A 23,744-nucleotide genomic window follows, 5' to 3' on the forward strand; every position below is an offset into this window, starting at 1 on the left:
GCCGGTTCCGGGCGGCCCCGGCCGGTGGGCAGGAGTCGTGATCGCGACGACCCGCCCACCGGCCCGGTCCCCGACGGTCCCGGTCAGAGGGGGTGGACGGCACGGGCGGCGACGGCCCGCAGCTTGTCGGGGTTGGCGACGTTGTGGATCTCGGCGATGGTGCCGGCGGAGTCCACGTCCAGGGTGAGCGTGGCGACGACCCGGCCGGCACCGCTGAACACGATGCCCGACCGACCGTTCAGCTCGACCAGCTCGACCTTCATGGCGGACGGCTCGACGCCGGCGTAGGGCCGGGCGGCGATGCCCGCGAACCAGGCCGCCACCCGGTCCGCGCCGGTGACCGGACGCATCGCCTGGCGCACCTTGCCGCCACCGTCGGTCCACAGCGTCACGTCGGGGGCGAGCAGCTGCATCAGGGTGTTGATGTCTCCACCGGTGGCGGCGGCGAGGAACCGCTCGGTCACCTCCCGCTGGCGGGCGCGATCGGCCGGGAAGCGTGGTCGCCGGGCCTGCACGTGCCCGCGGGCGCGGTGCGCGGCCTGCCGCACGGTCGCCTCGGATCGCTCGACCGCCTCGGCGATCTCGGCGTAGCTGAAGCCGAAGGCCTCCTTCAGCACGAAGACCGCCCGCTCGAGGGGCGTCAACGTCTCCAGCACCACCAGCAACCCCATCGACACCGCGTCGGCGGCGGCCACCTCGTCGGCCGTGTCGGTGCTGGTGAGGATCGGCTCCGGAAGCCACGGACCGACGTACGCCTCCCGCCGGGCCCGTGCCGACCGCAGCCGGTCCATCGCCAGGTTCGACACGATCCGCACCAGGTACGCCTTCGGGTCGGCCACCCTCGACCGGTCGGCCGCCGACCATCGCAGCCAGGTGTCCTGCACCGCGTCCTCGGCGTCGGCCGCGGTGCCGAGGACGCGGTACGCCACCGAGAAGAGCAGGTTGCGGTGCTCGTCGAAGGCCCCGTCCGGCACGGTGCCGGTCATCGGGTGTACCGCCCGCCGCGGCGCCAGCCGAACGACCCGACGGAGGGGAACCTCTTCAGCCGGTCGAACGACGGCCAGGGTGACGCGCTCACCGTCTCCTTGTACCAGACGGCGGTGCGACCGGTCAGGCAGAGCCGTGTGGGGCTGTCGTCGGGGTGGGTGAACTGGACGACCGCGTCGCGGCGGCCGAGGCTGACGGGGGAGTGGAGGTAGCCGAAACGGAACCGCCGAGGGCTCTTCCCGTCCCGCTCTCGCGCGATCGACACCGCCGCGTGCACCCCCGTCGGCATGCCGCTCTGGCAGGTGCCGTGCGTCATCCCGTAGCTCTGCCCGATCGCGGCCGCGTCGCCGATCGCGTACACCTGCGGATGCGACACCGACCGCAGCGTCGCGTCGGTGAGGACGCGCCCCCGCTCGTCGACCCGCAGCCCGGCCGCGGCCGCCAGCGGCGGCACGCGCACCCCGCTGGTCCACACGACCACGTCCGCCGCGACGTCGGCCCCGCCGGCCAGGTCCACCGACTCGGGCAGCACCTTGACGACCTCGACGCCGCTGAGGACGCGCACGCCCAGCCGGGCGAGGGCGGCGCGCAGGTAGGCCCTGGCCCGCGCGCCCATCGTCGAGCCCGGCTCCTGCCGGCCGACCAGCACCACGTCCAGGCCCGGGTGTTGTTCGGCGATCTCGGCCGCGGTCTCCACCCCGGTCAGGCCGCTGCCGCACACCACGACGGTGCCGCCGCCCAGGTCCGCGAGCCGCCGCGCGAGCATCTCGGCGTCGTGCGCGCTGTTCAGGGTGTACGCGTGCTCGTCGACGCCGGGGACCGCACCGGTGTCGGCCACGGAACCCAGCGCGTAGACCAGCCTGTCGTACTCCAGCTCCCGTTCGTCGTCGATCCGGACCCGTCGTGCGGCGGCGTCGACGCCGGTGACCCAACCCCGCACGAACTCCACGCCGGTGCCGTCGAGCAGGTCGGGGATGCGCGGGTGCGCCCGGCCAGGCTCACCGCCGCGGCCAGCCCCGCGTAGCCGGCCCCGAGAACCACGATCCTGTTCATGTGCGCGTCCTTCCGCGTCGATGACGACCACGAGACGGGTGGCGCGATCCAGCCGTGAACCGCCGTGAGGCGGGTCACACCATCGGGTCAGCGGTGCCGGACGCGCAGGATCTCGGTGCGGGCCACGCAGGCGTCGCGCCGCGCGCTCATGGCCAGCCGCTCCGGGTCGTCGAGGTACGCCGTGAGCGCGTCCTCGCCGGGCAGGTCGATGATCTGCACCTCGGACGGCTCCGCGGCCGTGTCCCCGGTGTTCTGCACGCGGGCCACGAGCCGGGCGCCGTGCCGCCCGAGCAGGGCCAGGACGTCGTCCTCGTAGGAGGCCAGGTCGGCCTGGCGACCGTCCACGGCCCAGAGCGTCACGCAGAGGGTGAGAGGCATCGGACCACGATAGGCGTGCCCGCGCGGCCGTGGGGCGGCGCACGGCGGCACGGACATCGACCAGGATCCTAGGATGGCCCAGAGGGTGTGGCGCCCGGGGGTCGAGCAACCGTGTCACCGATCGCGAGATCTCTTTCCGGGCGGACCGCGGCAGGCCCGGCCGGTTCGGCGGGGCCTGCCGCGGGGAGGAGGGACTGACGGGTTCGGCCCGCGCCGCCCGGGCCGGGCGGATGGTGCGCTGTCTGGGCCGCGACCACCCGCCCGCCACCTGCGCGAACCGGGCGGAACGTGCCGTAGCGAGGGGACCACCGTCGTCCTCACCTCGTCGGGGTGGATCTCCCGACCTGCCCAGCACACCGCGCCCGGCCGCCCCGATCAAGGATCTTGACGCGCCCGGTACGCCCGACGGCCACTTCTTGACGCCGCCGATACGCGGGGCGCCGGGCGAACCTGCCGCTCAACGACCGGAACCGGCCGGTCACCGCTCCTGCGTGTGCGCTGACCGCTCGCCCGGGAACGGGTGCTGTGCCCCGCCCGCACCGGCCGCAAGGATCGGAGATATTCGATCTATTCCGTCGACGGGGAGGCATCATGACCGGAGTACGGAGGCGCGACCTGCTGGCGGGAGCCGCCGGCGCGGCGGCGTTGGCGGGCGGCGGAATCGCCAACGCGGACGCGGCCCGGGCGGGCGAGCGCGGGAACGCGGGGGACCGGACGCGGCGGGTCGCGCTGCGGCAGGGCACGGACGTGGCCGCCCAGCTCTCCCCGGACGGTCGGACGATCGCGATGGACCTGGTCAGCGTGCTGTGGGTGCTGCCGGCCTCCGGTGGACCGGCCCGCCGCCTCACCAGCGACCTGTTCGACATCGCCCAGCCCGACTGGTCCCCGGACAGCTCGACGATCACCTTCCAGTCCTACCGCGACGGCGCCTTCAACCTGTGGCTGATCCGACCCGACGGGTCCGGGCTGCGGCAGCTCACCCACGGCCCGTACGACCACCGGGAGCCGCGCTACTCGCCGGACGGGCGGCGCATCGCGTACTCGTCCGACCTGTCCGGAAGCTACGGGATCCACCTGCTCCACCTGAGCAGCGGCCGGACCGAGGTGGTGGCCGACAGCAACCTGGAGGAGTACGAGCCGGCCTGGTCACCGGACGGCCGGCGGATCGCGTTCGTGGTCGCCAACACCCGCATCGACGTGGTCGACCTCGACAGTGGTGCCCGGACCACGGCGGTGACCGCCCCGGCCGGCGCCGTCCTGCACAACCCGACCTGGACTCCGGACGGCCGTGACCTCGTCTACCACCGGCTGCTCGACGGCCGCAGCGAGCTGTGGCGCGGTGACGCGCCCCTGGTCACGGGGGAGGACGCCTACCCGTTCCGGGTGTCCTGGCGCTCACCCCGCGAGTTCGTCTACACGGGGGACGGCCGGATCCGCCGCCGTCGCCTCGACGACGACCGCCGCCAGGACATCGGCTTCGTGGCCCCGGTCACGGTGGCCACTCCCCGCTACCGCAAGCGGCGGCGGGACTTCGACTCCACGGCACGTAGGCCCGTGGTGGGCATCGGCAGCCCGGTGCTGTCGCCGGACGGCCGACAGGTCGCGTTCCGCGCGCTCAACGACATCTACCTGATGACGATCGGTCAGCCGCCCCGCCCGCTCACCCGCGACCAGTGGTGGAAGTGCGACCCGGCCTGGTCGCCCGACGGGCGGTACCTGTCGTACTCCACGGACCGGGGCGGGAAGCTGGACATCTGGCTGCGCGACCTGCGCACCGGCGCCGAGCGGCAGGTGACCGACCTGCCGGACGCGGCCGCCGTGTCCGGCACCTGGTCGCCGGACGGTGAGCGGCTGGCGTTCCTCGACCAGAACGGCGCGCTCTACACGGTGGAGGTGGCCTCCGGGCGGGTGCAGCCGGTGTTCACCGCCACCTTCGAGCCCGGCCGCCCCACCTGGTCGGCCGACGGCCGGTTCATCGCGCTCGCCGCGGTCGTGCCGTACTCGGCCCGGTACCGGGAGGGGCTCAGCAAGATCCTGGTGGTCGACCGGGTCACCGGCGCGGGCCGTTACGTCGACCCGATGCCGCACCGGTCCATCCAGACGCGGGGTGACGACGGGCCGGTGTGGTCGCCCGACGGGCGGCGGATGGCGTTCGTGGTGGCGAGCGTGCTGTGGGTGGTGGACGTCCGGCCCGACGGCGGCTTCGCCGGCACTCCCCGGCAGGTGACCCACGAGGTGACCGACGCGCCGAGCTGGAGCGGTGACTCGACCGAGCTGCTGTACCTGAACAACGGGCGGCTGCGGCTGGTGGCGGCGGCGGGCGGCGCGCCGCGTACGGTGCCGGTGGGGCTGACGTGGACCAACAGCCGGCCGCGTGGTCGCACGGTGATCCGGGCCGGGCGTCTGTGGGACGGCGTGAGCCGGCGGCTGCGCGCGGACGTCGACGTGGTCGTCGAGGGGCACCGGATCGCGGCGGTGGAGGAGTCCCGGCCCGGCCGTGACGGCCGGATCGTCGACGCGCGCGATGGGGTGGTGATCCCCGGCCTGGTCGACATGCACCACCATCGGGAGATGCAGGGGTACGCCTACGGCGCGCGGCAGAACCGGCTGTGGCTCTCCCTGGGCGTGACCACGACCCGGTCGCCGGGCAGTCCGGCGTACCACATGGTGGAGGAGCGGGAGTCGGTCCAGTCCGGCGCGCGGCTGGGTCCGCGGTACTTCGCCACGGGGGAGGCCGTGGACGGGGCGCGCATCTACTACAACTTCATGCGCCCCACGTTCGACGAGCGGCAGCTGGCGTTGGAGCTGGAGCGGGCGGGCGCCCTGGACTACGACCTGATGAAGGCGTACGTCCGGCTGCCGGTGGCGTGGCAGCGGGCGGTGGTCGCCTGGTCGCACCGCAGGGGTGTGCACTCCACCTCGCACTACCACTATCCGGCGTTCGCGTTCGGCAGCGACGGCATGGAGCACACCGGCGCGACGAACCGGTTCGGCTACTCCCGTACGGTCACCGCGATCGGCGCGGGCTACCAGGACGTCATCGACATCTTCACCGTCTCGCGGGCGGCGCGCACGCCGACGCTGTTCGGCGCGAACACGTTGCTGCGGGAGGACACGTCGCTGGTCACCGACCGGCGGGTCCGCACGCTCTACCCGTCCTGGCAGTACGCGGCGTTGCAGGCGGCCGTCACGGCCGCGCAGACCACCGACCAGACGGCCAACCGGGAGAACCTGGCCCGGCAGGTCGCCCAGGCCGCGGCGGTGATCCGCGGTGGTGGCCGCGTCCTCACCGGCACCGATTCGCCGATCGCGTTCAACGCGGTCAGCCTGCACCTGAACCTGCGCGCGATGGTGAAGTACGGGATCACCCCGTACGAGGCGTTGACGACGGCGACCCGGGCGCCGGGGGAGTTCCTGGAGGAGCCGCTCGGGCAGATCGGGCGTGGCATGTACGCCGACCTGGTGGTGCTCGGCGGCGACCCGTTGCGCGACATCGACGAGGCGGCCAACGTGCGGCAGACGATGGCCAACGGAGTGCTGTACGACGTGGACGAGCTGCTCGCCCCGTTCGCGGCCGAGCAGGCGATGGCGGCGGGCCCGACGACGTCGGTGCTGGCGCCGTTGCCCGCGCACCCGGACAACGCCCGCTACTGGTGGCACGACCCGCACTACGTCGAGGCGGGTCGGCACTCGTGCTGCGTCGAGGCCTGAGCGGGCCACCGGCGATCCGGCCTCCGGCCGGGCGCCGGTGGCCCTGCCGGTGACGAACACGAGCCGAAGTTCCGGTGGTTCCCGACGTGCCCGCTTGGATAATGGAGCCCGCCATGGAGAGCTCTCTGGTCCTGCTGGACACCGACATCGGCAACGACATCGACGATGCCGCGTGCCTCGCGTACCTGCTGGCGCAGCCGCGCTGTGAGCTGCTGGGCATCACCACGGTCACCGCCGAGCCGGGGCAGCGGGCCGCCCTCGCCAGCGTGCTGTGCCGGGCGGCGGGTCGGGCGGTGCCGATCTATCCGGGGGCCGCCGAGCCGCTGGCCGGTCCACCGCGGCAGGGGCCGCCGCCGCAGGCGGCCGCGCTGCCCCGGTGGGACCACGAGGCGTCCTTTCCGGCCGGCGAGGCGGTGGAGTTCCTGCGGCGCACGATCCGGGCGCACCCGGGTGAGGTGACGCTGCTGGCGATCGGTCCACTGACGAACGTGGCGCTGCTGTTCGCCGTCGACCCGGAGATCCCGTCGCTGCTGGGGTCGCTGGTCCTGATGGGTGGCGCGTTCACGACGGTGCCCGGTCCGGAGTGGAACATCCACTGTGATCCGCACGCGGCCGCCCGCGTCTACGCGGCGCGGGTGCCGGTGCACCGGTCGATCGGCCTCGACGTGACGACGCGGGTGCGGATGGACGCGGACGCGTTCCTGGAGCACTGCACGAGCCCGCTGTTGCGCCCGGTCGCGGACATGGCCGCGTCGTGGTTCGCCGAGCGGCCGGAGATCACGTTCCACGACCCGCTGGCCGCGGCGACGCTCTTCGATCCGGCGTTGTGCGCGTTCGCGGCCGGAGAGGTGACGGTCCGCGGTGACGGTGGGCCGGCGGCGGGCGTGACGGCGTGGCGGGCCGCGCCGGAGGGCACGGCGGCGCCGCACGAGGTGGCGGTCGGTGTGCGGCCGGAGGCGTTCCTCGACCACTACCTGACGATTCTCGACGCGGCGCCGAGCGGGGCGCGGACCGGGCGCCGCTGACCGGCCCGCGCCCCGCCGGGTCAGCGGCTGGCCCAGAGCAGGCCGCGTTCGGTCAGCGTGCGGACCTCCGGGCGGTCGAGGTCCTCGACGCGGTGCCCGATGGTGGAGACGAAGATCCGGCCGAGGCCCCACCGGCGGGTCCAGACCGCCGGGGAGACGACGTCCTGCCGCCACGGTGTGTCGGGTGTGGCGGGGAAGCGGGTGGTGGCGAGCACGTCGTTGCCGGAGTCGGTGAGCATCCAGTACTGCTCGGTGTGCTGGGTCCACCGGTGCAGGCCGCGTACGACGGGGTGGTCGGCGCGGGCGGGTACGACCTCGATCTCGTGGTCGACGAAGCCGCCGGGATGTTCGGCGAACTGGCCGCCGGTCATCTGCAGGTACGGCGTCGAGGTGCGGAACGCGTCGACGACGCCGCCGTGCCAGCCGGCGAAGCCGGTGCCGGCGCGGACGGCGGCGGTGAGCCCGGCGATCTGGGCGTCGGTGGCGGTGCCCATGGTCCAGCACTGCACGACGAGGTCGGTGCGGCTCATCCGGTCGGGGTCGGCGTAGACGTCGAGGTCGTTACTGACCTCGACGGTGAATCCGTTGTCGCGCAGGAAGGGGATGAACCGGTCGGTGGCCTCCACCGGCTGGTGTCCGTCCCAGCCGCCTCGGACGACGAGGGCGTGACGGTCGGCGGTCATGGCAGCAGGTTCCGCAGGGGTGCGCGACGCGGTGCGCCGCGGAGCGTGGCGGCGATGGCGCGGCGGGCGGGCTTGGGCGCCAGGTCGTCGTCGTAGGCGAGCGGGCGGCGCGGGGCGCCGTCCTCGCGCGGGTAGTCCTCCTCCAGCCAGGTGTAGCGGTCGGAGAGCCCGAAGGCCATCACGGCCTTGACGGCCTGGTGGGAGAGGGCGACGTCGAGGTAGCGGTGGTAGACGTCGGCGACGGCGACGTCGCGGGTGGAGACGTCGGCGGGCAGGCCGTCGTCGAGGACGTCGAGCTCGGTGACGAGGATGTCCAGGCCGCGGTCGGCGACTTCGGAGAACCAGTTCAGGTAGGCCCGGGCGTGGAAGCGGTCGGCGAATCGGTCGGCGAGCAGGTGCGCCTGGACGCCGAGGGCGTGCACGGGTACGCCCTGGCGGAGCAGGTCGTCGATGACCTGGAGGGTGGCGCGGCGGCGAGGACCGGGTTCGTCGCCCCACTCGTTGACGGTCTCGAAGCCGAACTCGTTGAGCACGAGGACGGCGTTCGGGTCGGCGGCGTGGGCGACATGGAACGCCTCGGCCACGTACGGGCGGCCGATCGTCTGCCACCAGGGGACGTCGGTGCGGTAGCCGCGTTGCCCCTCGGGGCTGGTGACCTCGTTGGCGACGCTCCACGCGCCGACGCGGCCCCGGTAGCGGCGGACGACCGCGTCGACGGTGCCGAAGAGCAGGTGGCGGGCCTGCTGTTCGCTCAGGCCCCAGAGGTCGTCCTCGGTCCATCCGTCGCCGAAGCCCTCGTCCCAGACGAGGTGGGCGCCGAAGACGGCCATCTGTTGTGCCTCGGCGTAGGCGATCACCCGGTCGGCGTAGCTGAAGTCGAGGTCGGCGACCGGGGTGGGCTTGAGCCGGTACCAGAGCAGGTCGTCCTCGGTGAAGAGCAGGGCGGCTTCCCGGTCGACCAGGTGGCGGTAGGGGGTGTCGGTGAGTTGCCAGGTCGCCACGGAGGTGCCGAAGGCGAGGCCGTGGGGGCGGGCGAGTCTCCACAGTGGTCGGGTGCGCGCCGCGTGGGCCGTGCCGGGCAGGCCCAGTGCGCCGGCGGTGGTCAGGCCGGCCGCACCGAGGAGCAGCGACCGGCGGGAAACGGGGTGGACGTCACGCATGGTGCCGCCTCCTTCGTTCGGATCGCGAGATTGCAAAACGTTTTGCGATGTCGCTGCTGAGCAGCGTACGGTCCGCCGCCGGCCCGGACAAGACGTGGTTGCCTCTCGCATTTTGGCGGGGTTACGCTGCCCGCGACCCGCTGCCAAACGTTTTGCATAAGGGGGTTCCGCTATGCGCCAGCTATCCATGGGCATCATCGGGCTGGGCGAGGTGGCGCAGGTGGTGCACCTGCCGGTCCTGCGGTCCCTCCCCGACCTCTTCCGGGTCACCGCGGTCTGCGACATCTCTCCCGGCCTGCGGCAGCGCGTCGGCGACGCCTACGGCGTCGCGCGCCGCCACGCCGACTTCACCGAGATGCTCGACGAGAACGACCTCGACTGCGTACTCGTGCTCAACAGCGACGAGTACCACGCCGACGCGGTGATCGCCGCGCTCGACCGGGGCGTGCACGTGCTCGTGGAGAAGCCGATGTGCCTCAGCCCTCGCGAGGCCGAGGCCATCATCGCGGCCCGGGACCGCTCCGACGCCGTCGTGATGGTCGGCTACATGCGCCGCTACGCCCCGGCGTTCGTCGAGGCGAGCCAACAGATCGGCGCCCTCGGCCGGCTGAACTACGCACGGGTGCACGACATCATCGGCCGCAACCAGCTGATGATCGACCAGACGATCCTGGTGGACCGGCCGTCCGACGTGCCCCGCGCGGCCGTCGAGGAGCGCTGGGCCAGGGGCCGGGCGCTGGTCGCGGACGCGCTCGGCGACGTCCCGGACGTCCTGGCCGGCGCGTACCGGCTGCTGTGCGGCCTGGGCAGCCACGACCTGTCGGCGATGCGGGAGCTGCTCGGCCGTCCGCGCGGCGTGGTCGCGGCCCGGCAGTGGCGCGACGGGCGGTTCATCACGGCGCTGCTGGAGTACGACGACTTCCTCGTCACCTACGAGACCGGCGTCGACGAGCAGCTGCGCTTCGACGCGCACATCGAGGTCTACGGGGAACACGCCACCATGCGGGTGCAGTACGACACCCCGTACATCCGGCACCTGCCGACGCTGCTCATCACCGAGGAGACCCGCGGTGACGGGCTGCACCGCGTCGTGTCCCGCCCGCACCTGAAGGACCCGTACACGCACGAGCTGGAGTACTTCCACCGGACGGTCACCGAGGGCGGGCGGCCGAAGACCGATCCGGAGGACTTCCTGGCCGACCTCGACCTGTTCGCCGAGCTGATCCGGGTCATGGCCACCGACACCGGCGCGCGGATCTGACCCGGACCGGAAGATACGTCGAGTTCCCCGGAAGACAGGTGCCGCCGCCGCGGCGGGACCGCAACTAGCGTCGAGCCACGACGCCGCCGCGGCGCGGCGGACCAGACGATCAGGAGGTGCACCGGTGCTGGACCAACAGGCCGTCGACTTCTACCGGACCAACGGCTACTACCTCCACCGCGACCAGCTCTTCTCCCCGGAGAAGCTCGACACCCTGGAGCGGATCTTCGACGAGCACCTCGCCGACAAGGGCGACAAGCTCTCCGACGAGCTGGACACCCCGCACTTCCGGGACCCGCGGCTGCTGGACTTCCTCCTCTCCGACGAGGTGCTCGACCTGGTCGAGCCGCTGGTGGGGCCCGACATCGCGCTGTGGACCAGCCACTTCATCTCCAAGGACCCGAAGGTGGGCCGCGCCACCCCCTGGCACGAGGACAGCGCGTACTGGAACGGCCGGCTCAGCGAGTACGACCGCATCGTCACCGTGTGGCTCGCTCTCGGGCCCAGCAACCGCACCAACGGGTGCATGCGGGTCATCCCCGGCACCCACGACAACGGCTTCTCGGAGTACGTGCCGACGGACAAGTCGACGCAGACCTTCCACGCCGAGATCCCCGGCGTGGACGACAGCCGGGCGGTCTACTTCGAACTCGAACGCGGCCAGTGCTCCCTGCACGACGGGCGCATCATCCACGGCGCCGAACCGAACACCAGCGACCTGCGCCGCACCGGCTACACCATGCGGTACTTCCCGGCGTCGGTGAAGGTGCTCCCCGTGCCGGCCAACGACGGGTGGAAGATCTGGCTCGCCCGGGGTCGCGACAGCGCCGGCAACACCTACGAACCAGCCCCGCGGTGAAGCTCGGGTTCCTGACGGCCTGCCTGCCCGGCGAGCCCCTCGACGAGATCGCCGGGTGGGCGGCCGCCCACGGCTACCAGGGCCTCGAGGTCGCTGCCTGGCCGCGCGACCCGGGCCGCCCCTGGGAGGCGAGCCACCTGCCCGTGGACGGCTTCGACGAGGCCGCCGCCGGTCGCGTGCGGGACCTGCTGGACCGCCACGGCCTGACCCTCTCGGCGGTGGCCTACTACGAGAACAACCTGCACGCCGACCCGGCGACCCGGGAACGCATCCACCGGCACCTGCGCCGCTGCGTCGACGCCGCCGCGCTGCTCGGCTGCGGGTACGTCGGCACGTTCGTCGGCCGGGATGTCACGCTGCCGGTGTCGGCAAACCTGCGCCTCGCCGAGGAGGTCCTCCCGCCGCTCGTGGCGTACGCGGCCGAGCGGTCCGTGCGGCTGGTGGTCGAGAACTGCCCGATGGAGGGCTGGCACCCCGACGGCTACCCGGCGAATCTCGCGTACTCCCCGGAGCTGTGGCGGTGGCTCGGCGGCCTCGGCCTCCACCTGAACTTCGACCCCTCACACCTGGTGTGGCTCGGCATCGACCCGGTGACGGCCCTGGCCGAGAACCTCGACCTGGTGCGGCACGTGCAGGCCAAGGACGCGCAGGTCGACCCGGGCGCCCGCAACCGGTTCGGGGTGTTCGGCCAGCTCATCGGCCGGGAGTCGCCGTGGGCCAGCGGCTGGTGGCGCTACCGCGTGCCGGGTCTCGGCGAGGTCGACTGGCGCCGCCTGATCGACGTGCTCTACGAGGGCGGGTACGACGGCTTCGTCTCCGTCGAGCACGAGGACCCGGTCTGGTCCGGCTCCCCGCAGCGGGTCCGGCAGGGGCTGGTCGTCGCCGAACGCACGCTCCACCCCCTGATCGTCGCGTGAGACAAGGAGCCCGAGGCATGCAGCGTGGCGTGTACTTCGACGCCTGGTTCCCCCGGCAGCACTGTTACCACCCGAGCCTGCCGCCCCGACGGCTGCGGATGATCGACGACCTCGTCGACTACCGGGCCACCACCCTGGTCTGGGCGTCGCTGGGCGGCGGCTCGATCTCGCTGCCCTACCTGGAGCAGGAGGCGTTCGGCCCGGTCGACGCCCGGGCCCGCTTCTACGGCTTCGTCAACGACAGCGAGTTCATCGCCGCCGCCCAGCAGCGGGGCATCGCGGTCTTCGGCATCGTCTTCGAGGCGCAGGGCTGGGAGTTCCCCGTCGAGCTGTCCGCCGACGAGGACGAGATCCTCGCGCTCAACGAGCTGCGCGGCGCCGGTCACCGCGACTGGATCGGGCTGCGGGAGTTCTCCGGCGACCGCTACCCGAATCTGTGGAAGCCGTTCGCCCACTACTTTCCCGGCGGCCTGGTCAACAGCGACGGCGAACCGGTCACCGACCTCATCGAGGAGTGCTGCGCCCGCGACATCCACGGCACGCCGCTGCACGCCCGCTGGGTCGAGTGCCCCGACCGCGACCACCAGTGCTACTACATGGACCGCAACAACCCGGTCTGGCGCGAGTACCTGAAGGCGGTCATCCGCATCCAGATCGACGCGGGCGTCGACGGCGTGCAGCTCGATGAGACGGAGCTGCCGCTGGGCTCGCTCCAGTACGGCGGCTGCTTCTGCACCGACTGCATGAAGGGCTTCCGCGCCCACCTTCAGCAGCTGCCCCCGGACGAGCGCGGACCGGACCTCGCCGGCGTCGACCTCGACACGTTCCACTACGGGCAGTGGTTGCTCGCGCGCGGCCACGACTTCACCGACGGGCACCACACCACGCCGCTGTTCGCCGAGTACTACCGGTTCCAGTGCGCGGCGATCCGGCGGCACTTCGGCGAACTGGCCGCGTACGCGCGCGAGTACGGCCGCTCCCGCGGCCGGGAGGTGTTGGTCTCGGGCAACTTCTTCAACATGGACCCGCAGTACCTCGGCCTCGCCGACGACGTGGACGTCATCGTGACCGAGATGCGCAACACCACCTACCGGCAGCCGGAGTGGTACCGCTACGTGGCCGGGTTCGCCGGCGACAAGGACGTCATCGTCGTGGAGAACCCGTACGGCGGGGTGGTGCCGGAGCTCGTCGAGCTGCTGCGCGCCGGGCGGGGGCACGACCTGCTGCGGCTGTCCTGCTACGAGGCGGCGGCGTTCGGCGTCAACATGGCGGTGCCGTACGGGTCGTGGATGGGCGCCACCATCCAGGACTCGTTCTACCCGCCGCACGAGGTCGTCGCCGAGGTGCAGGCGTTCCTCGCCGACCACGAGTGGCTCTTCGACCGGCGCAGCGTCAACGAGGTCGCGGTCGTCTACAGCGTGGAGAGCAACCGGGAGCTGGTCTCCCGTCAGGACGTCGGCGACAACCTGCGCAACGCGCGCGACGAGAGCGTGCGGGTGCCCTACCGGCAGGTGACCGAGGCGCTCGCGGCCGCCGCGGTGCCGTTCGACGTGGTCCTGTTCCCGGACCCCCGGACGGCGCCGGACCGGGTCACGGCGGAGAGCCTGCGCCGCTACGACACGGTCATCCTGCCGTCCTGCACCTACCTCACGCCGACGCAGGCCGCCGCGCTGCGCGTCCACCTGGACGCGGGCGGGCGGGTCGTGCGGACCGACGGGTTCGGGGACAACCTCGCCGACGGGGAGCGGGCCGCCCTGCTCGCGCACAAGGGCATGAGCGCGGCGGAGCCGACCGACCTGTCCGCGCTGCTGCCCGGCGGCCGACAGCTCGCGCTGCGCGCCCCCGGCGGCGCGTCGGCGGTGGCGGCCAACACCGCTCGCCTGGCCGACGGCGCGGTCGCCGTCCACCTCGTCAACTACGACTACCGGTGGGCCGACGACGAGGTGCGGGCGGTCACCGGCCTCCAGCTGCGGGTCCGGCTGCCGCAACACCGGCCGGAGGCCACCGCCTACGCGGGTGACGGGAAGGTGAGCGCCCTCGATGTCCACGTCGACGGGCTGGTGCACACGGTGACGCTGGAGGCGCTCGGCCCGTACGCCGTCGTGGTGTTCTCCGCCGGCCCGGCGCCCGCCGAGGGAGCGGCGTCGTGAGCACGCGGGGTGGGCGAGGGGACGGAGGAGCGGGATGAGGATCGCGGTGCTGACCGGCCCGGAGCGGTTCGAGATCGCCGAGGTGCCGCCGCCGGACATCGCGCCGGACGAGGTGCTGGTGCGGGTGCGGGCCTGCGGGGTGTGCACGTCGGAGCTCCCGGCGTGGCGCGGCGAGCAGACGGGGGACTACCCGCGGCATCTGGGGCACGAGGTGAGCGGCACGGTCGCGGCGGTCGGCGCCGAGGTCTCCGCGCTCGCCGTCGGCGACCCGGTCGGTGTCTGGGTGACCTCCCACGGGTTCGCCGAGTACGTGGCCGCGAAGGCGGCGCACTGCCGGCCGGCCGGGGACGTGCCGCTCGACGAGGCCCTCGCCGAGCCGCTCGCGTGCGCGGTCAACGCGGTGGAGGAGGCGGACGTGCGGCTCGGCGACGACGTGGTGCTGATCGGCGCCGGGTTCATGGGCAATCTCGTGCAGAAGCTCGTCCGCCTGCGTGGGGTCCGGCACCTCGTGGTGGCCGACACCCGGCCCGACGCGCTGGACCGGGCGCGGGAACTCGGTGCGACCCGGGTGGTCGACGTCCGCGACGAGTCGCTGGCGGACGTGGTCGCCGAGCTGACCGGCGGCCGGGGCGCCGACGTGACGTTCGAGTGCACGGGCCGACAGGCGGCGCTCGACGTGGCCGGCGACGTGACCCGGATGAGCGGGAGGATCGTGCTGGTCGGGTTCCACCAGGGCGGGTCACGGGCGATCAACCTGGCCTACTGGAACTGGATGGCGTTCGGCATCGTCAACGCGCACTACCGCGACATCGACACGATCATGCGGGGGATGACGGTGGGGATGCGGCTGCTCGCCTCGGGGGTGCTGTCGTTGGACCGGTTGGTGACGCACCGGTTCCCGCTGGAGGAGATCGAGGCGGCGTTCCGTGCGGCCCGCGACAAGCCGGCCGGTTTCGTGAAGGCGACGGTCATGCTGGACTGAGGGCCCGGTCCGGTCGGTGCGGGCGGCGGACGCGCCGACCGGGTCGCGGCCCCACCGGGCCGCGGCGCGACGTCGGCTCGGGTCAGGCGGACGCGCGGACGATCAGCGGGCAGGGCAGGACGACGGTGCGCCCGCCGCCGTCGTACGTGCCGTCCATCCGGCTGAGCAGAAGTTCCCCGGCCGCGCGGCCGATGTCGTACGCGGGGTTGCGCACCGTGGTGAGGGGCGGGTTGACGATCGTGGCGGCGTCCACGTCGTCGAACCCGACGACGGCGATGTCGTCGGGCACGGCCAGGTGCCGCTCGTGCACGGCGTCGATCGCGCCGATCGCGGTCAGGTCGTTGGCGCAGAACACCGCGTCGGGACGCCGCCCGGGCGCGGACAGCAGCCGGTGCATGGCGGCGCGGCCGCCGGGCCGGGTCCAGTCCCCGGCGACCAGGAGGTCGGGGTCGACGGGGAGCCCGTGTTCGGTGAGCGCCTGCCGGTAACCGTCCTCGCGGGCCGAGCCCGACGGCAGGGGCCCTTCGATCATCGCGATGCGCCGCGCGCCGCGGCGGATCAGGTGGGTGACGGCGGCGTGGGAGCCCACGGTGTCGTCCGGTGTCACGAGGTCGACGTGGGGGGCGTCGTCGTGGGAGCCGCCGACGCACACGGTGGGCACGCCCGGCGCGGGTGGGCCGGTCCGCGCCCGCGCGCCGGTGGGTCCGGAGGCCATCACGACCCCGTCGACGCCGCGGTCGATGACGTCGGCGAGGAAGGCGTCCTCGCGTTCGGCGTTGGCGTCGGTGTTGCAGACATAGGTGCCGTAACCGGCGCCGTCCACGGCGTCGGCGAGGCCGCGGGTGAGCACGGCGTAGAACGTGTTGGTGATGTCCGGGACGACGACGGCGACCATGCGTGACCGGCGGGTGCGCAGGCTCCGCGCCACGTTGTTGGGGCGGTATCCGAGCTCGCGGATGACGTTGCGGACCGTCTCCCGGGTCGACTCCGCGACCCACCGCTTGCCGGAGAGCACGTGCGACACGGTGGTGGGGCTCACCCCGGCGAGCTTCGCCACCTGCACCAGCGTCACCCGTGGCTCGTCGGGTGCTGCCGGCGACCGCTTGTCGGACATCGACTTCGACCTCTCGCCCCGTTGACCTCTGGAATCCGAGTTCGTACGGTAGCAAAACGTTTTCACCACGCGGATCGACGTGGGAGGCGGGATGACGCGGCTCCTCGAGCGATACATGATCGACGGCCTCGTGGCGGGTGCGGCGCGCGTGCGGGTCACGCGGCCGCGGCTGCGGGACGTGTCGGCGCACTGGCACGACTACTACGAGCTGGGCTACGTGCTCGACGGGTCGGCGCGGCACGTGGTCAACGGCGTTCCCCGCCCGCTCCGCCCCGGCGGTGTCTTCCTGCTGACCCCCACCGACTTCCACGAGCTGGTGCTCACCTCGGACGCGCCGCTGACCTGTTACAACGTCGTCATCGAGGCCGGTGTGGTCGAGGGCTGGCTGGAGGCGACGGGGCCGGTCGCGGTGACGGGGCCGCCGTGGCTGGCGGACGACTGCGCCGACCTCGGGGCCGACTTCGACCGGTTGTGGCGGGAGTCCGACGGCCGGCGCCCGGGCGCGGCCGCGCTCTCCGACGCGGTGCTCGGCTGCATCCTCATCGAACTGGCGCGGCGCGCCGTCGCGGTCGGCGACGGACCGGGGCCACCCGTGCCGCCCGACGCGGCGGCCGACATCCGGCGCGCGGTGCGGTACGTGGAGCGGCACTTCCGGGAACCGGTGACGTTGGCCGAGGTCGCGGCGCACGTGCACCTGTCGCCGAACTACCTCAGCGAGCGGTTCAGCCGGCTGGTCGGCGTGTCGTTCCAGACGTACCTGCAGAACCGGCGGCTGCGGTTCGCGCGGTCGTTGCTGGCGTCGACGAGCCTCGGGGTCACCGAGATCTGCCACGCGGCGGGTTTCAACAGCCCGTCGCACTTCGGCCGCGCCTACCGGCGCCGGTACGGGCAGGCGCCGTCGGCCGGGCGTACGCAGGGCGACGCCGCCGTCACCGGCGCGGCGCAGGCGAACATTTGATTACAGCGATGTTTCGTTCGTTACCCGCGATCCCTTGACAAGGCCAGTGCGGGCGGAACACCCTAGCCGCAGCATGCCAAACGTTTTGCACCGGGCGTCCGACATGTGATCCACAGTGCACTGGCCGGCAACGACATTGGGGGCTGATCCGATGAAGCGTCGCGTGTCCCGTAGGTCCCTGGCGACGGTCTCGGCGGCGGCGGCCGTCGTGTTGGCCCTGGCCGCCTGCTCCACCGGGGGCTCCTCCTCGACCGACCGGGGCGCGGGCGAGGGGCCGGTTCCGGAGCCCACCGCGCCGGTGACCATCTCGTTCGCGTCCTGGGTCGGCGAGATCCCGGAGATGAAGGCGCTGATCCAGCAGTTCGAGACCGAGCACCCCACCATCGACGTCGAGCTTCAGAACATCCCGGCCGAGGAGGCGAACGAGAAGCTGACCGCGCAGGTCGCCGGCGGCAACCCGCCGGACGTCGCCTACATCGACGCCAGCACGGTCGCCGCGTTCGCCTCCCGCAAGGCCCTGGTGAACCTCGACAACTACATCCGGCGCAGCGAGATCGTGAAGGCCGACGCGTACGTGCCGGCGTTCAAGACCTTCACCACCTTCGAGGACGGCATGTACGGGCTGCCGTTCGACGGCGAGTCCACGGCGCTGTTCTACCGCACCGACATGTTCGCCGCCGCCGGCCTCAGCAAGCCCCCCGCGACCTGGGAGGAGTACGAGGCGGCGGCGAAGGCGCTGACCGACCCGGCGAAGCGGACCTACGGGCACGCCATGTTCACCAGCTCGCCCGAGGCCGCCTACTACTGGTACCCCTGGCTGTGGCAGGCCGGCGGCAAGGTGCTCTCCGACGACGGCGAGGAGGTGCTGTTCAACAGCGCCGAGGCCAAGAAGGCCGCCGAGTTCTACGTCAACCTGGCGAAGTACGCCCCGCGGGACTACCTCAACTCCAACTCGTACGACGGACGCCAGGCGTTCGCCAACGGCCAGGTCGGCATGTACGTCGCGGGCTCGTGGTTCGCCGGCACGCTCACCGACGAGTTCCCGGCCATCAACGGCAAGTGGGCCACCGCCCCGCTGCCCGAGGGCTCGGCGGGCTGCGGCACGACCATCGCCGGCGACGCGCTGGTCATCTTCAGCCAGAGCAAGAAGGCCGACGCCGCGTGGAAGTTCATCGAGTTCCTGTCCAAACCGGACAACATGGCGCTGTGGACCTACAAGTCCAAGGACGGCACGCTCCTGCCCCCGCTCAACAGCCTGCTGGAATCGCCCGACGTCGTGGCGACCAAGCCGGTCCTGAAGGGCTTCGCGGAGGCCATGAAGTGCGGCGTCAGCAACGTGATCGTCCACGCCGACTGGCCCAAGATCGAGGAAGGGCTCAACGAGCAACTGGCCAAGGCGATCTACGGCGAGCAGACGGCCGCCCAGGCGCTCGACAACGCCGCGTCCGAGGCCGAGAAGATCCTCCGATGACCAGACGGCCGGGCGCGACCGGGACGGGCAGGTCGGCGGTGACGAGGGGATGACCGCGGTGGCGACGACGAAGCCCCCCACGCCGGGCGGGGAGGACGAGACCCGGCACCGCGGCCCCCGTGGACCCGAGCGCCGACGTCGGGGCGTACGCGGGACCGCGCGGCTGATGTGGCGGGAGCGCTCGGCGTACGCGTTCCTCGCGCCCGGGCTCGTCGTCTTCTCGATCTTCACGGTGTTCGCGCTGCTGTTCGCCTTCTACCTGACGTTCCGGGAGTGGAACATCCTGGAGCCCGAGAAGCCGTTCGTCGGCCTGGAGAACTACCGGGACATGGTCCAGGACGAGGACTTCCGCCGGTCGATCATCAACACGGCCTACTTCACCGGCGCCTCGGTCCCGCTGGGCATGGCCCTCGGGCTCGGCGTGGCGCTGCTGCTGAACCAGCCGATCCGCGGGCGCGGCCTGCTGCGCACGCTCTACTTCCTGCCGACCGTCACGCCGTTCGTCGTGTCGGCCATCGTCTGGAAGTGGCTCTACAACGGCGATTTCGGGCTGTTCAACTTCTACCTGCTCAAGACGCACCTGATCAGCGAGCCACTGGTGTGGTTGTCGAACAAGGACCTGGCGATGCCCGCCGTCGTGCTGATGAGCGTCTGGGCCAGCGTCGGCTTCTCGATGGTGGTGTACCTCGCGGCACTGCAGGCCATCCCGGAGCAGCTCTACGAGTCGGCGCGGCTCGACGGCGCGGGCCCATGGGCCCGGTTCCGCTACGTCACGCTGCCCATGCTCGCGCCGTCGACGCTGTTCCTCGCCGTCATGGGCATCATCGGCTCGTTCCAGGTGTTCACCCAGATCTACGTGATGACCGGCGGCGGCCCGGTCAACCGGACGACCACGATGGTCTATTACATCTACGAGGCGGCCTTCAAGTTCTACGACATGGGGTACGCGAGCACGCTCGCCTACGGCCTGTTCGTCCTCCTGCTGGTGTTCACCGCGTTCCAGCTGAGGCTGTACCGAAAGGCGGACCTGTGACCCGGTCGACCCTCACCCGCGCACCCGACGAGCCGCGGCAGACGCCGGCCCGCTCGCGCCGCCCGGTGTGGCCCCGGCGGCTCTGGCTCGCCACCTGCTACGCCATCCTGGTGCCGGGCGCGATCCTCTTCGTCGCCCCGTTCGCCTGGCTGGTGAGCGCCTCGTTCCAGCACATGGGCGACATCTTCTCCTGGCCGCCGCAGTGGATCCCCAGGAATCCGACGCTGGAGGGCTACCAGGGCTTCTTCGGCATCGGCGAGGCCGGTGAGCACGCGCAGGGCAGCGAGGGCGCCTGGCGCTGGTTCCTCAACAGCGCCTTCGTCGCGACCTCGGTCACGGTGCTCCAGCTCTTCTTCAACGCGCTGGCCGCCTACACCTTCGCCAAGCGCCGGTTCCCCGGCCGAGACGTGATCTTCCTGCTCTTCCTGGCCACCATGATGGTGCCGCCACAGGTGACCCTCATCCCGAACTACCTGGTGCTCAAGCACATCCCGTTCTTCGGCGGCAACGACGCGCTCGGCAACGGCGGGCACGGCTGGCTCGACTCGTACTGGGGGCTCATCCTGCCCGGGGCGGTCAGCGCGTTCGGCATCTTCCTGCTGCGGCAGTACATGCTCTCCATCCCCGACGAGCTGCTCGACGCGGCCCGCATCGACGGCGCCGGCGAGTTCCGGGTCTTCTGGCGGGTCGTCCTGCCCCTGTCCACCCCGGCGCTCGCGGCCACGGCGATCTTCACCTTCACGTACGCCTGGGAGGACTTCCTCTGGCCGCTGATCGTCATCTCCAGTTCCGACAAATTCACCGCGCCGCTCGGCCTAGCATTGTTCGTGGTCAAGAATCGGACGTCGTGGAACCTGCTGATGGCCGGTTCGGTCGTCGCCACGCTGCCCATGATCGTCGCGTTCCTGGTGTTCCAGCGTCGGTTCATCCAGGGCATCTCGATGAGCGGGCTCAAGGGATGACCGGCCCGTCGCCGCGACAACTGGTCGAGGACCTGCTCAACGACGGTGGGGGAGTGCTGCGGCTCGCGCCGGCCTTCGTGGCCCGGGACCTGGTGCCCCCGGGCAGGCGGTTCGGCCTGCCCGAAGAGGCGTACGACCTGGGTGAGCGGGGCTACCTCTGCGAGCGGTGGCTCGGGTCGACCACGAAGGCCGACAACCGCGTCGGCCCGGACGACGAAGGTCTCAGCCACGTCGTCGACTCCACCGGACGCGCGCGGATGACCCTCCGCGACGCCGTGCACGCCGACCCGGCCGCGATCATGGGTGACGCGTACGCGGCGAGCCACCCGCAGGGCCTGGGACGCCTGGCGAAGCTGCTCGACTACGGGGCCCGGATCCCGTACCACATCCACCCGCCGCAGCGGTTCGCCGAGCTGCTGGGTCGGCGGTCGAAGGACGAGGCCTACTACTTCCCGGCGGGCGTGGACGCCGGCCCCCACCCGGAGACGTTCTTCGGCGTGCACCCGTGGATCGTCCGCGAGCGCGCCTACGACGTGCTCCTGCCCTACCTGGTCGACTGGGACAGCGATCTGATCCTGCGGCACTCGCGGGCCGAGCTGCAGGTGGCCGACGAGGGCTTCCAGGTGCCGTCCGGGGTGCTGCACGGGCCGGGCACGGCGCTGACCGTGGAGCTCCAGGAAGACTCCGACGTCTTCGCCATGTTCCAGGCGCTGAACGCCGGCCGGATCATCTCGAAGGAGCTGCTGTTCCACGACGTACGCCCCGAGGACCGCAGCGCCCACGGCGAACGGTTCCCGCTCAACTTCGTGGAGTGGGAGCTCAACGGCGACCCGTTCTTCTACGAGAACAACCACCTGAGCCCGCAGCCGGTCGACACCGACGGCGGCGGCACCGAGTGGTGGATCTTCTACAACACCCCGAAGTTCAGCGGGAAGAAGCTCGTCGTGCCGCCGGGAGCCCGGCACACCGGCACCGAGAACGGCGTCTACTCGATCCTTGTCTGGTCCGGCGCCGGGAGCTACTGCGGCCACGACGTTCGCGGCGGCGACGCCGACCGCGACGAACTGCTCGTGAGCCACGCGGTGGCCACCTCCCCGCACACCGTGGCGAACACCGGCGACAGCGATCTCGTGATCTTCAAGTTCTTCGGGCCGGACATCAACGACACGCCGTCGATCGCGCGCTACCTACCGACGTAGCCCCTGCGGGCACCGACGAAGCTCGAGCATCCATGGCCACCGGTCAGGAATCGGGAGCGGGTCTTCCGGCCGGCACTAGTCTCGTCCCATGGCGAGGTACTACGACGTGCACCCGGACAACCCGCAGCCGCGGGCCATCGGACAGGTGGTCCAGCTGATCCGCGACGGCGGTCTGATCGCCTATCCCACCGACTCGTGCTACGCGCTGGGCTGCCAGCTGGGCAACCAGGAGGGCCTGGACCGCATCCGGGAGATCCGCCGCCTCGACGAGCGGCACCACTTCACGCTGGTGTGCCGGGACTTCGCCCAGCTCGGCCAGTTCGTCAAGGTCAGCAATGCGGTGTTCCGGCAGGTGAAGGCGTCGACGCCGGGCAGCTACACGTTCATCCTGCCGGCGACCCGGGAGGTGCCGCGCCGGATGTTGCATCCGCGCAAGCGCACCGTGGGAGTGCGTGTGCCCGACCATGCGGTCACCCAGGCGCTCCTAGCCGAGCTGGGCGAGCCGCTCGTGTCGAGCACGCTGATCCTTCCCGGCGAGGACGACCCGATGACCCAGGGCTGGGAGATCAAGGAGCGGCTGGACCACCTCGTCGACGCGGTGATCGACGCCGGTGAGTGCGGTACGGAGCCGACCACCGTCGTCGACCTGTCCGAGGACGAGCCGGAGATCCTGCGGCGGGGGGCCGGCGACACCGCACGCTTCGAGTGACCATCCCTATCTATGTACCATCTGGTACATGGAGTACGGGGAGACGATCGTGACCACGGCCGGTCCGGACCGCGCCTGGGCCGCGCTCGCGGACGTGACGAGTTATCCACGGTGGACGCCGTCGATGTCGTCGGTGCAGCCCCTCGACGGCCCGACGCTCGCCGTCGGCCGCCGGTTCCGCATCCGGCAGCCGGGCCTGCCGGCCACCGTCTGGCGGGTCAGCGAGGTGCGCGAGGGGGAGTCGTTCGCCTGGGAGGCGGTGACTCCCGGCGTGCGTACCGTCGGATACCACCGGCTGTCCGCGGAGGCGGACGGCAGGACGCGGATCAGCGTCGGCATCCGGCAGACCGGTGTCCTCGCCGGGCTCGTCGCGCTGCTGATCTCGGCCCGGACGCGGCGGTACCTGCGCCTGGAGGCGGCCGGCCTGCGCGCCTGCGCCGAGGCGGGCGACGCGACGGCGGGCGACCCGCCGGTGGACGGGCCGGCGGCCGGTGAGCGCTGACGCGCGCGCGGCCCTGCTGGACCGGTGCGTCGCCCTGCTGGCCGAGCGCGGCTTCAGTGGGCTGAGCCTGCGGGAGATCGCCGCTGGAGCGGGCACCAGTCACCGGATGCTGCTCTACCACTTCGGCAGCCGGGAGGGCCTGCTCACGGAGGTCGTGCGGCGGGTCGAGGAGGAGCAGCGGGCGGCGCTCGCCCTGCTCGCCGCCGACGTCGACGACCCGGTCGAGGTCGGCCGCCGGTTCTGGCGGCGTCTGGCCGACCCCGCGCTGGCCCCGGCGGAGCGGCTGTTCTTCGAGATCTACGCGCACGCGCTCCACGACCGGTCCTGGACCGAGCCGTTCCGCGCCTTCGTCATCGCCGCGTGGGCCGCGCCGGTTCAGGAGATGTTCGTCCAGCTCGGGTTCGCCGAGGCGGAGGCCCGCCGCCGGGCCCGGCTCGCCCTCGCGGCGACCCGTGGCCTGCTGCTCGACCTGCTCGTCACCGAGGAGCGCGAGCTGCTCGACGCGGCGGCCGAGCTGCTCGCGCGGCTCGTCACGGCGCCTGTGCCGGCTGTCCGGCCGCACGCCGGGGCGCCCGGCCCCGGGCGCTCGCACGGTCCGGGGTGACCCGTCGGCTCGTCCGTCCGACATGG

General features: G+C 72.2%; 21 protein-coding genes. 15 read left to right on the top strand and 6 right to left on the bottom strand.

The features are described from left to right. Positions 1-83: 83 nt before the first annotated feature. The 3 genes from SM573_RS16330 to SM573_RS16340 form a co-directional block, all read right to left on the bottom strand. Complete coding sequence (locus SM573_RS16330; protein WP_474616443.1) at positions 84-986, bottom strand: RNA polymerase sigma-70 factor; 903 nt, start codon at positions 984-986, stop codon at positions 84-86. Continuing rightward, positions 983-1,936, bottom strand: a complete 954-nt coding sequence (locus tag SM573_RS16335; protein ID WP_474616444.1) for an NAD(P)/FAD-dependent oxidoreductase — start codon at positions 1,934-1,936, stop codon at positions 983-985. The genes SM573_RS16330 and SM573_RS16335 overlap by 4 nt, the downstream gene beginning before the upstream one ends. A 191-nt stretch (positions 1,937-2,127) precedes the next feature. Next, positions 2,128-2,418 carry a hypothetical protein gene (locus SM573_RS16340; RefSeq protein ID WP_474616445.1) on the bottom strand — a complete coding sequence of 97 codons (291 nt, stop codon included), beginning with the start codon at positions 2,416-2,418 and terminating at the stop codon, positions 2,128-2,130. 591 nt (positions 2,419-3,009) lie between these two features. On the opposite strand from SM573_RS16340, the gene SM573_RS16345 reads away from it, so the two are divergent. Both SM573_RS16345 and SM573_RS16350 read left to right on the top strand, forming a co-directional pair. Beyond that, positions 3,010-6,129 (top strand): amidohydrolase family protein, encoded by a 3,120-nt coding sequence (locus SM573_RS16345; protein ID WP_474616446.1) that lies wholly within the window; start codon positions 3,010-3,012, stop codon positions 6,127-6,129. Between the two features lie 113 nt (positions 6,130-6,242). Then, positions 6,243-7,154: a nucleoside hydrolase gene (locus SM573_RS16350; protein ID WP_474616447.1), complete on the top strand. Its 912-nt coding sequence runs from the start codon at positions 6,243-6,245 to the stop codon at positions 7,152-7,154. A gap of 20 nt (positions 7,155-7,174) precedes the next feature. Here SM573_RS16350 and SM573_RS16355 read toward each other — a convergent pair whose 3' ends face one another. Further along, positions 7,175-7,837, bottom strand: a complete 663-nt coding sequence (locus tag SM573_RS16355; protein WP_474616448.1) for a ThuA domain-containing protein — start codon at positions 7,835-7,837, stop codon at positions 7,175-7,177. After that, positions 7,834-8,997 carry an endo-1,4-beta-xylanase gene (locus tag SM573_RS16360; RefSeq protein WP_474616449.1) on the bottom strand — a complete coding sequence of 388 codons (1,164 nt, stop codon included), beginning with the start codon at positions 8,995-8,997 and terminating at the stop codon, positions 7,834-7,836. The genes SM573_RS16355 and SM573_RS16360 overlap by 4 nt, the downstream gene beginning before the upstream one ends. A 172-nt stretch (positions 8,998-9,169) precedes the next feature. On the opposite strand from SM573_RS16360, the gene SM573_RS16365 reads away from it, so the two are divergent. The 5 genes from SM573_RS16365 to SM573_RS16385 all read left to right on the top strand — a co-directional run bounded on the left by SM573_RS16365 (position 9,170) and on the right by SM573_RS16385 (position 15,166). Continuing rightward, positions 9,170-10,258: a Gfo/Idh/MocA family protein gene (locus SM573_RS16365; protein WP_474610128.1), complete on the top strand. Its 1,089-nt coding sequence runs from the start codon at positions 9,170-9,172 to the stop codon at positions 10,256-10,258. A 124-nt stretch (positions 10,259-10,382) separates the two neighbouring features. Further along, the gene (locus tag SM573_RS16370; RefSeq protein WP_474616450.1) at positions 10,383-11,117 is read left to right on the top strand and encodes a phytanoyl-CoA dioxygenase family protein; all 735 of its coding nucleotides are present in this window, start codon (positions 10,383-10,385) and stop codon (positions 11,115-11,117) included. After that, on the top strand, positions 11,114-12,034 hold the full coding sequence (locus tag SM573_RS16375) for a sugar phosphate isomerase/epimerase family protein (RefSeq protein ID WP_474616451.1): 921 nt from the start codon (positions 11,114-11,116) through the stop codon (positions 12,032-12,034). Before SM573_RS16370 ends, SM573_RS16375 begins: the two co-directional genes overlap by 4 nt. A 17-nt stretch (positions 12,035-12,051) precedes the next feature. Beyond that, positions 12,052-14,184, top strand: a complete 2,133-nt coding sequence (locus tag SM573_RS16380) for a hypothetical protein (protein WP_474616452.1) — start codon at positions 12,052-12,054, stop codon at positions 14,182-14,184. A 34-nt stretch (positions 14,185-14,218) separates the two neighbouring features. Next, positions 14,219-15,166 carry a zinc-binding dehydrogenase gene (locus tag SM573_RS16385; protein WP_474610124.1) on the top strand — a complete coding sequence of 316 codons (948 nt, stop codon included), beginning with the start codon at positions 14,219-14,221 and terminating at the stop codon, positions 15,164-15,166. A gap of 82 nt (positions 15,167-15,248) precedes the next feature. Here SM573_RS16385 and SM573_RS16390 read toward each other — a convergent pair whose 3' ends face one another. Continuing rightward, positions 15,249-16,280 (bottom strand): LacI family DNA-binding transcriptional regulator, encoded by a 1,032-nt coding sequence (locus SM573_RS16390; RefSeq protein ID WP_474610123.1) that lies wholly within the window; start codon positions 16,278-16,280, stop codon positions 15,249-15,251. Positions 16,281-16,371: 91 nt separating this feature from the next. On the opposite strand from SM573_RS16390, the gene SM573_RS16395 reads away from it, so the two are divergent. From SM573_RS16395 to SM573_RS16430, 8 genes are all read left to right on the top strand, one after another. Further along, positions 16,372-17,238 carry a helix-turn-helix transcriptional regulator gene (locus tag SM573_RS16395; protein ID WP_474616453.1) on the top strand — a complete coding sequence of 289 codons (867 nt, stop codon included), beginning with the start codon at positions 16,372-16,374 and terminating at the stop codon, positions 17,236-17,238. Between the two features lie 163 nt (positions 17,239-17,401). Continuing rightward, positions 17,402-18,709: an ABC transporter substrate-binding protein gene (locus SM573_RS16400; RefSeq protein WP_474616454.1), complete on the top strand. Its 1,308-nt coding sequence runs from the start codon at positions 17,402-17,404 to the stop codon at positions 18,707-18,709. Positions 18,710-18,767: 58 nt separating this feature from the next. Next, complete coding sequence (locus SM573_RS16405) at positions 18,768-19,742, top strand: carbohydrate ABC transporter permease (RefSeq protein ID WP_474616455.1); 975 nt, start codon at positions 18,768-18,770, stop codon at positions 19,740-19,742. Beyond that, positions 19,739-20,704: a carbohydrate ABC transporter permease gene (locus SM573_RS16410; RefSeq protein WP_474610119.1), complete on the top strand. Its 966-nt coding sequence runs from the start codon at positions 19,739-19,741 to the stop codon at positions 20,702-20,704. The genes SM573_RS16405 and SM573_RS16410 overlap by 4 nt, the downstream gene beginning before the upstream one ends. Continuing rightward, the gene (locus SM573_RS16415) at positions 20,701-21,903 is read left to right on the top strand and encodes a hypothetical protein (protein WP_474610118.1); all 1,203 of its coding nucleotides are present in this window, start codon (positions 20,701-20,703) and stop codon (positions 21,901-21,903) included. Before SM573_RS16410 ends, SM573_RS16415 begins: the two co-directional genes overlap by 4 nt. Positions 21,904-21,991: 88 nt before the next feature. Continuing rightward, positions 21,992-22,612, top strand: a complete 621-nt coding sequence (locus SM573_RS16420; RefSeq protein WP_474616456.1) for an L-threonylcarbamoyladenylate synthase — start codon at positions 21,992-21,994, stop codon at positions 22,610-22,612. 28 nt (positions 22,613-22,640) lie between these two features. Further along, positions 22,641-23,114, top strand: coding sequence for an SRPBCC family protein (locus SM573_RS16425; protein WP_474616457.1), 474 nt, complete (start codon positions 22,641-22,643; stop codon positions 23,112-23,114). Continuing rightward, a complete protein-coding gene (locus SM573_RS16430; RefSeq protein WP_474616458.1) occupies positions 23,104-23,718 on the top strand; it encodes a TetR/AcrR family transcriptional regulator in 615 nt (204 codons plus the stop codon). Before SM573_RS16425 ends, SM573_RS16430 begins: the two co-directional genes overlap by 11 nt. The last annotated feature ends 26 nt before the right edge of the window (positions 23,719-23,744 follow it).

This window comes from Micromonospora xinjiangensis (genome assembly GCF_056150165.1).

Coding starts and splice junctions, on each gene's coding strand:
- SM573_RS16330 (WP_474616443.1), bottom strand. CDS start 986: ATGACCGGCACCGTGCCGGACGGGGCCTTCGACGAGCACCGCAACCTG.
- SM573_RS16340 (WP_474616445.1), bottom strand. CDS start 2,418: ATGCCTCTCACCCTCTGCGTGACGCTCTGGGCCGTGGACGGTCGCCAG.
- SM573_RS16345 (WP_474616446.1), top strand. CDS start 3,010: ATGACCGGAGTACGGAGGCGCGACCTGCTGGCGGGAGCCGCCGGCGCG.
- SM573_RS16350 (WP_474616447.1), top strand. CDS start 6,243: ATGGAGAGCTCTCTGGTCCTGCTGGACACCGACATCGGCAACGACATC.
- SM573_RS16355 (WP_474616448.1), bottom strand. CDS start 7,837: ATGACCGCCGACCGTCACGCCCTCGTCGTCCGAGGCGGCTGGGACGGA.
- SM573_RS16360 (WP_474616449.1), bottom strand. CDS start 8,997: ATGCGTGACGTCCACCCCGTTTCCCGCCGGTCGCTGCTCCTCGGTGCG.
- SM573_RS16365 (WP_474610128.1), top strand. CDS start 9,170: ATGCGCCAGCTATCCATGGGCATCATCGGGCTGGGCGAGGTGGCGCAG.
- SM573_RS16380 (WP_474616452.1), top strand. CDS start 12,052: ATGCAGCGTGGCGTGTACTTCGACGCCTGGTTCCCCCGGCAGCACTGT.
- SM573_RS16385 (WP_474610124.1), top strand. CDS start 14,219: ATGAGGATCGCGGTGCTGACCGGCCCGGAGCGGTTCGAGATCGCCGAG.
- SM573_RS16390 (WP_474610123.1), bottom strand. CDS start 16,280: ATGTCCGACAAGCGGTCGCCGGCAGCACCCGACGAGCCACGGGTGACG.
- SM573_RS16395 (WP_474616453.1), top strand. CDS start 16,372: ATGACGCGGCTCCTCGAGCGATACATGATCGACGGCCTCGTGGCGGGT.
- SM573_RS16415 (WP_474610118.1), top strand. CDS start 20,701: ATGACCGGCCCGTCGCCGCGACAACTGGTCGAGGACCTGCTCAACGAC.
- SM573_RS16420 (WP_474616456.1), top strand. CDS start 21,992: ATGGCGAGGTACTACGACGTGCACCCGGACAACCCGCAGCCGCGGGCC.
- SM573_RS16425 (WP_474616457.1), top strand. CDS start 22,641: ATGGAGTACGGGGAGACGATCGTGACCACGGCCGGTCCGGACCGCGCC.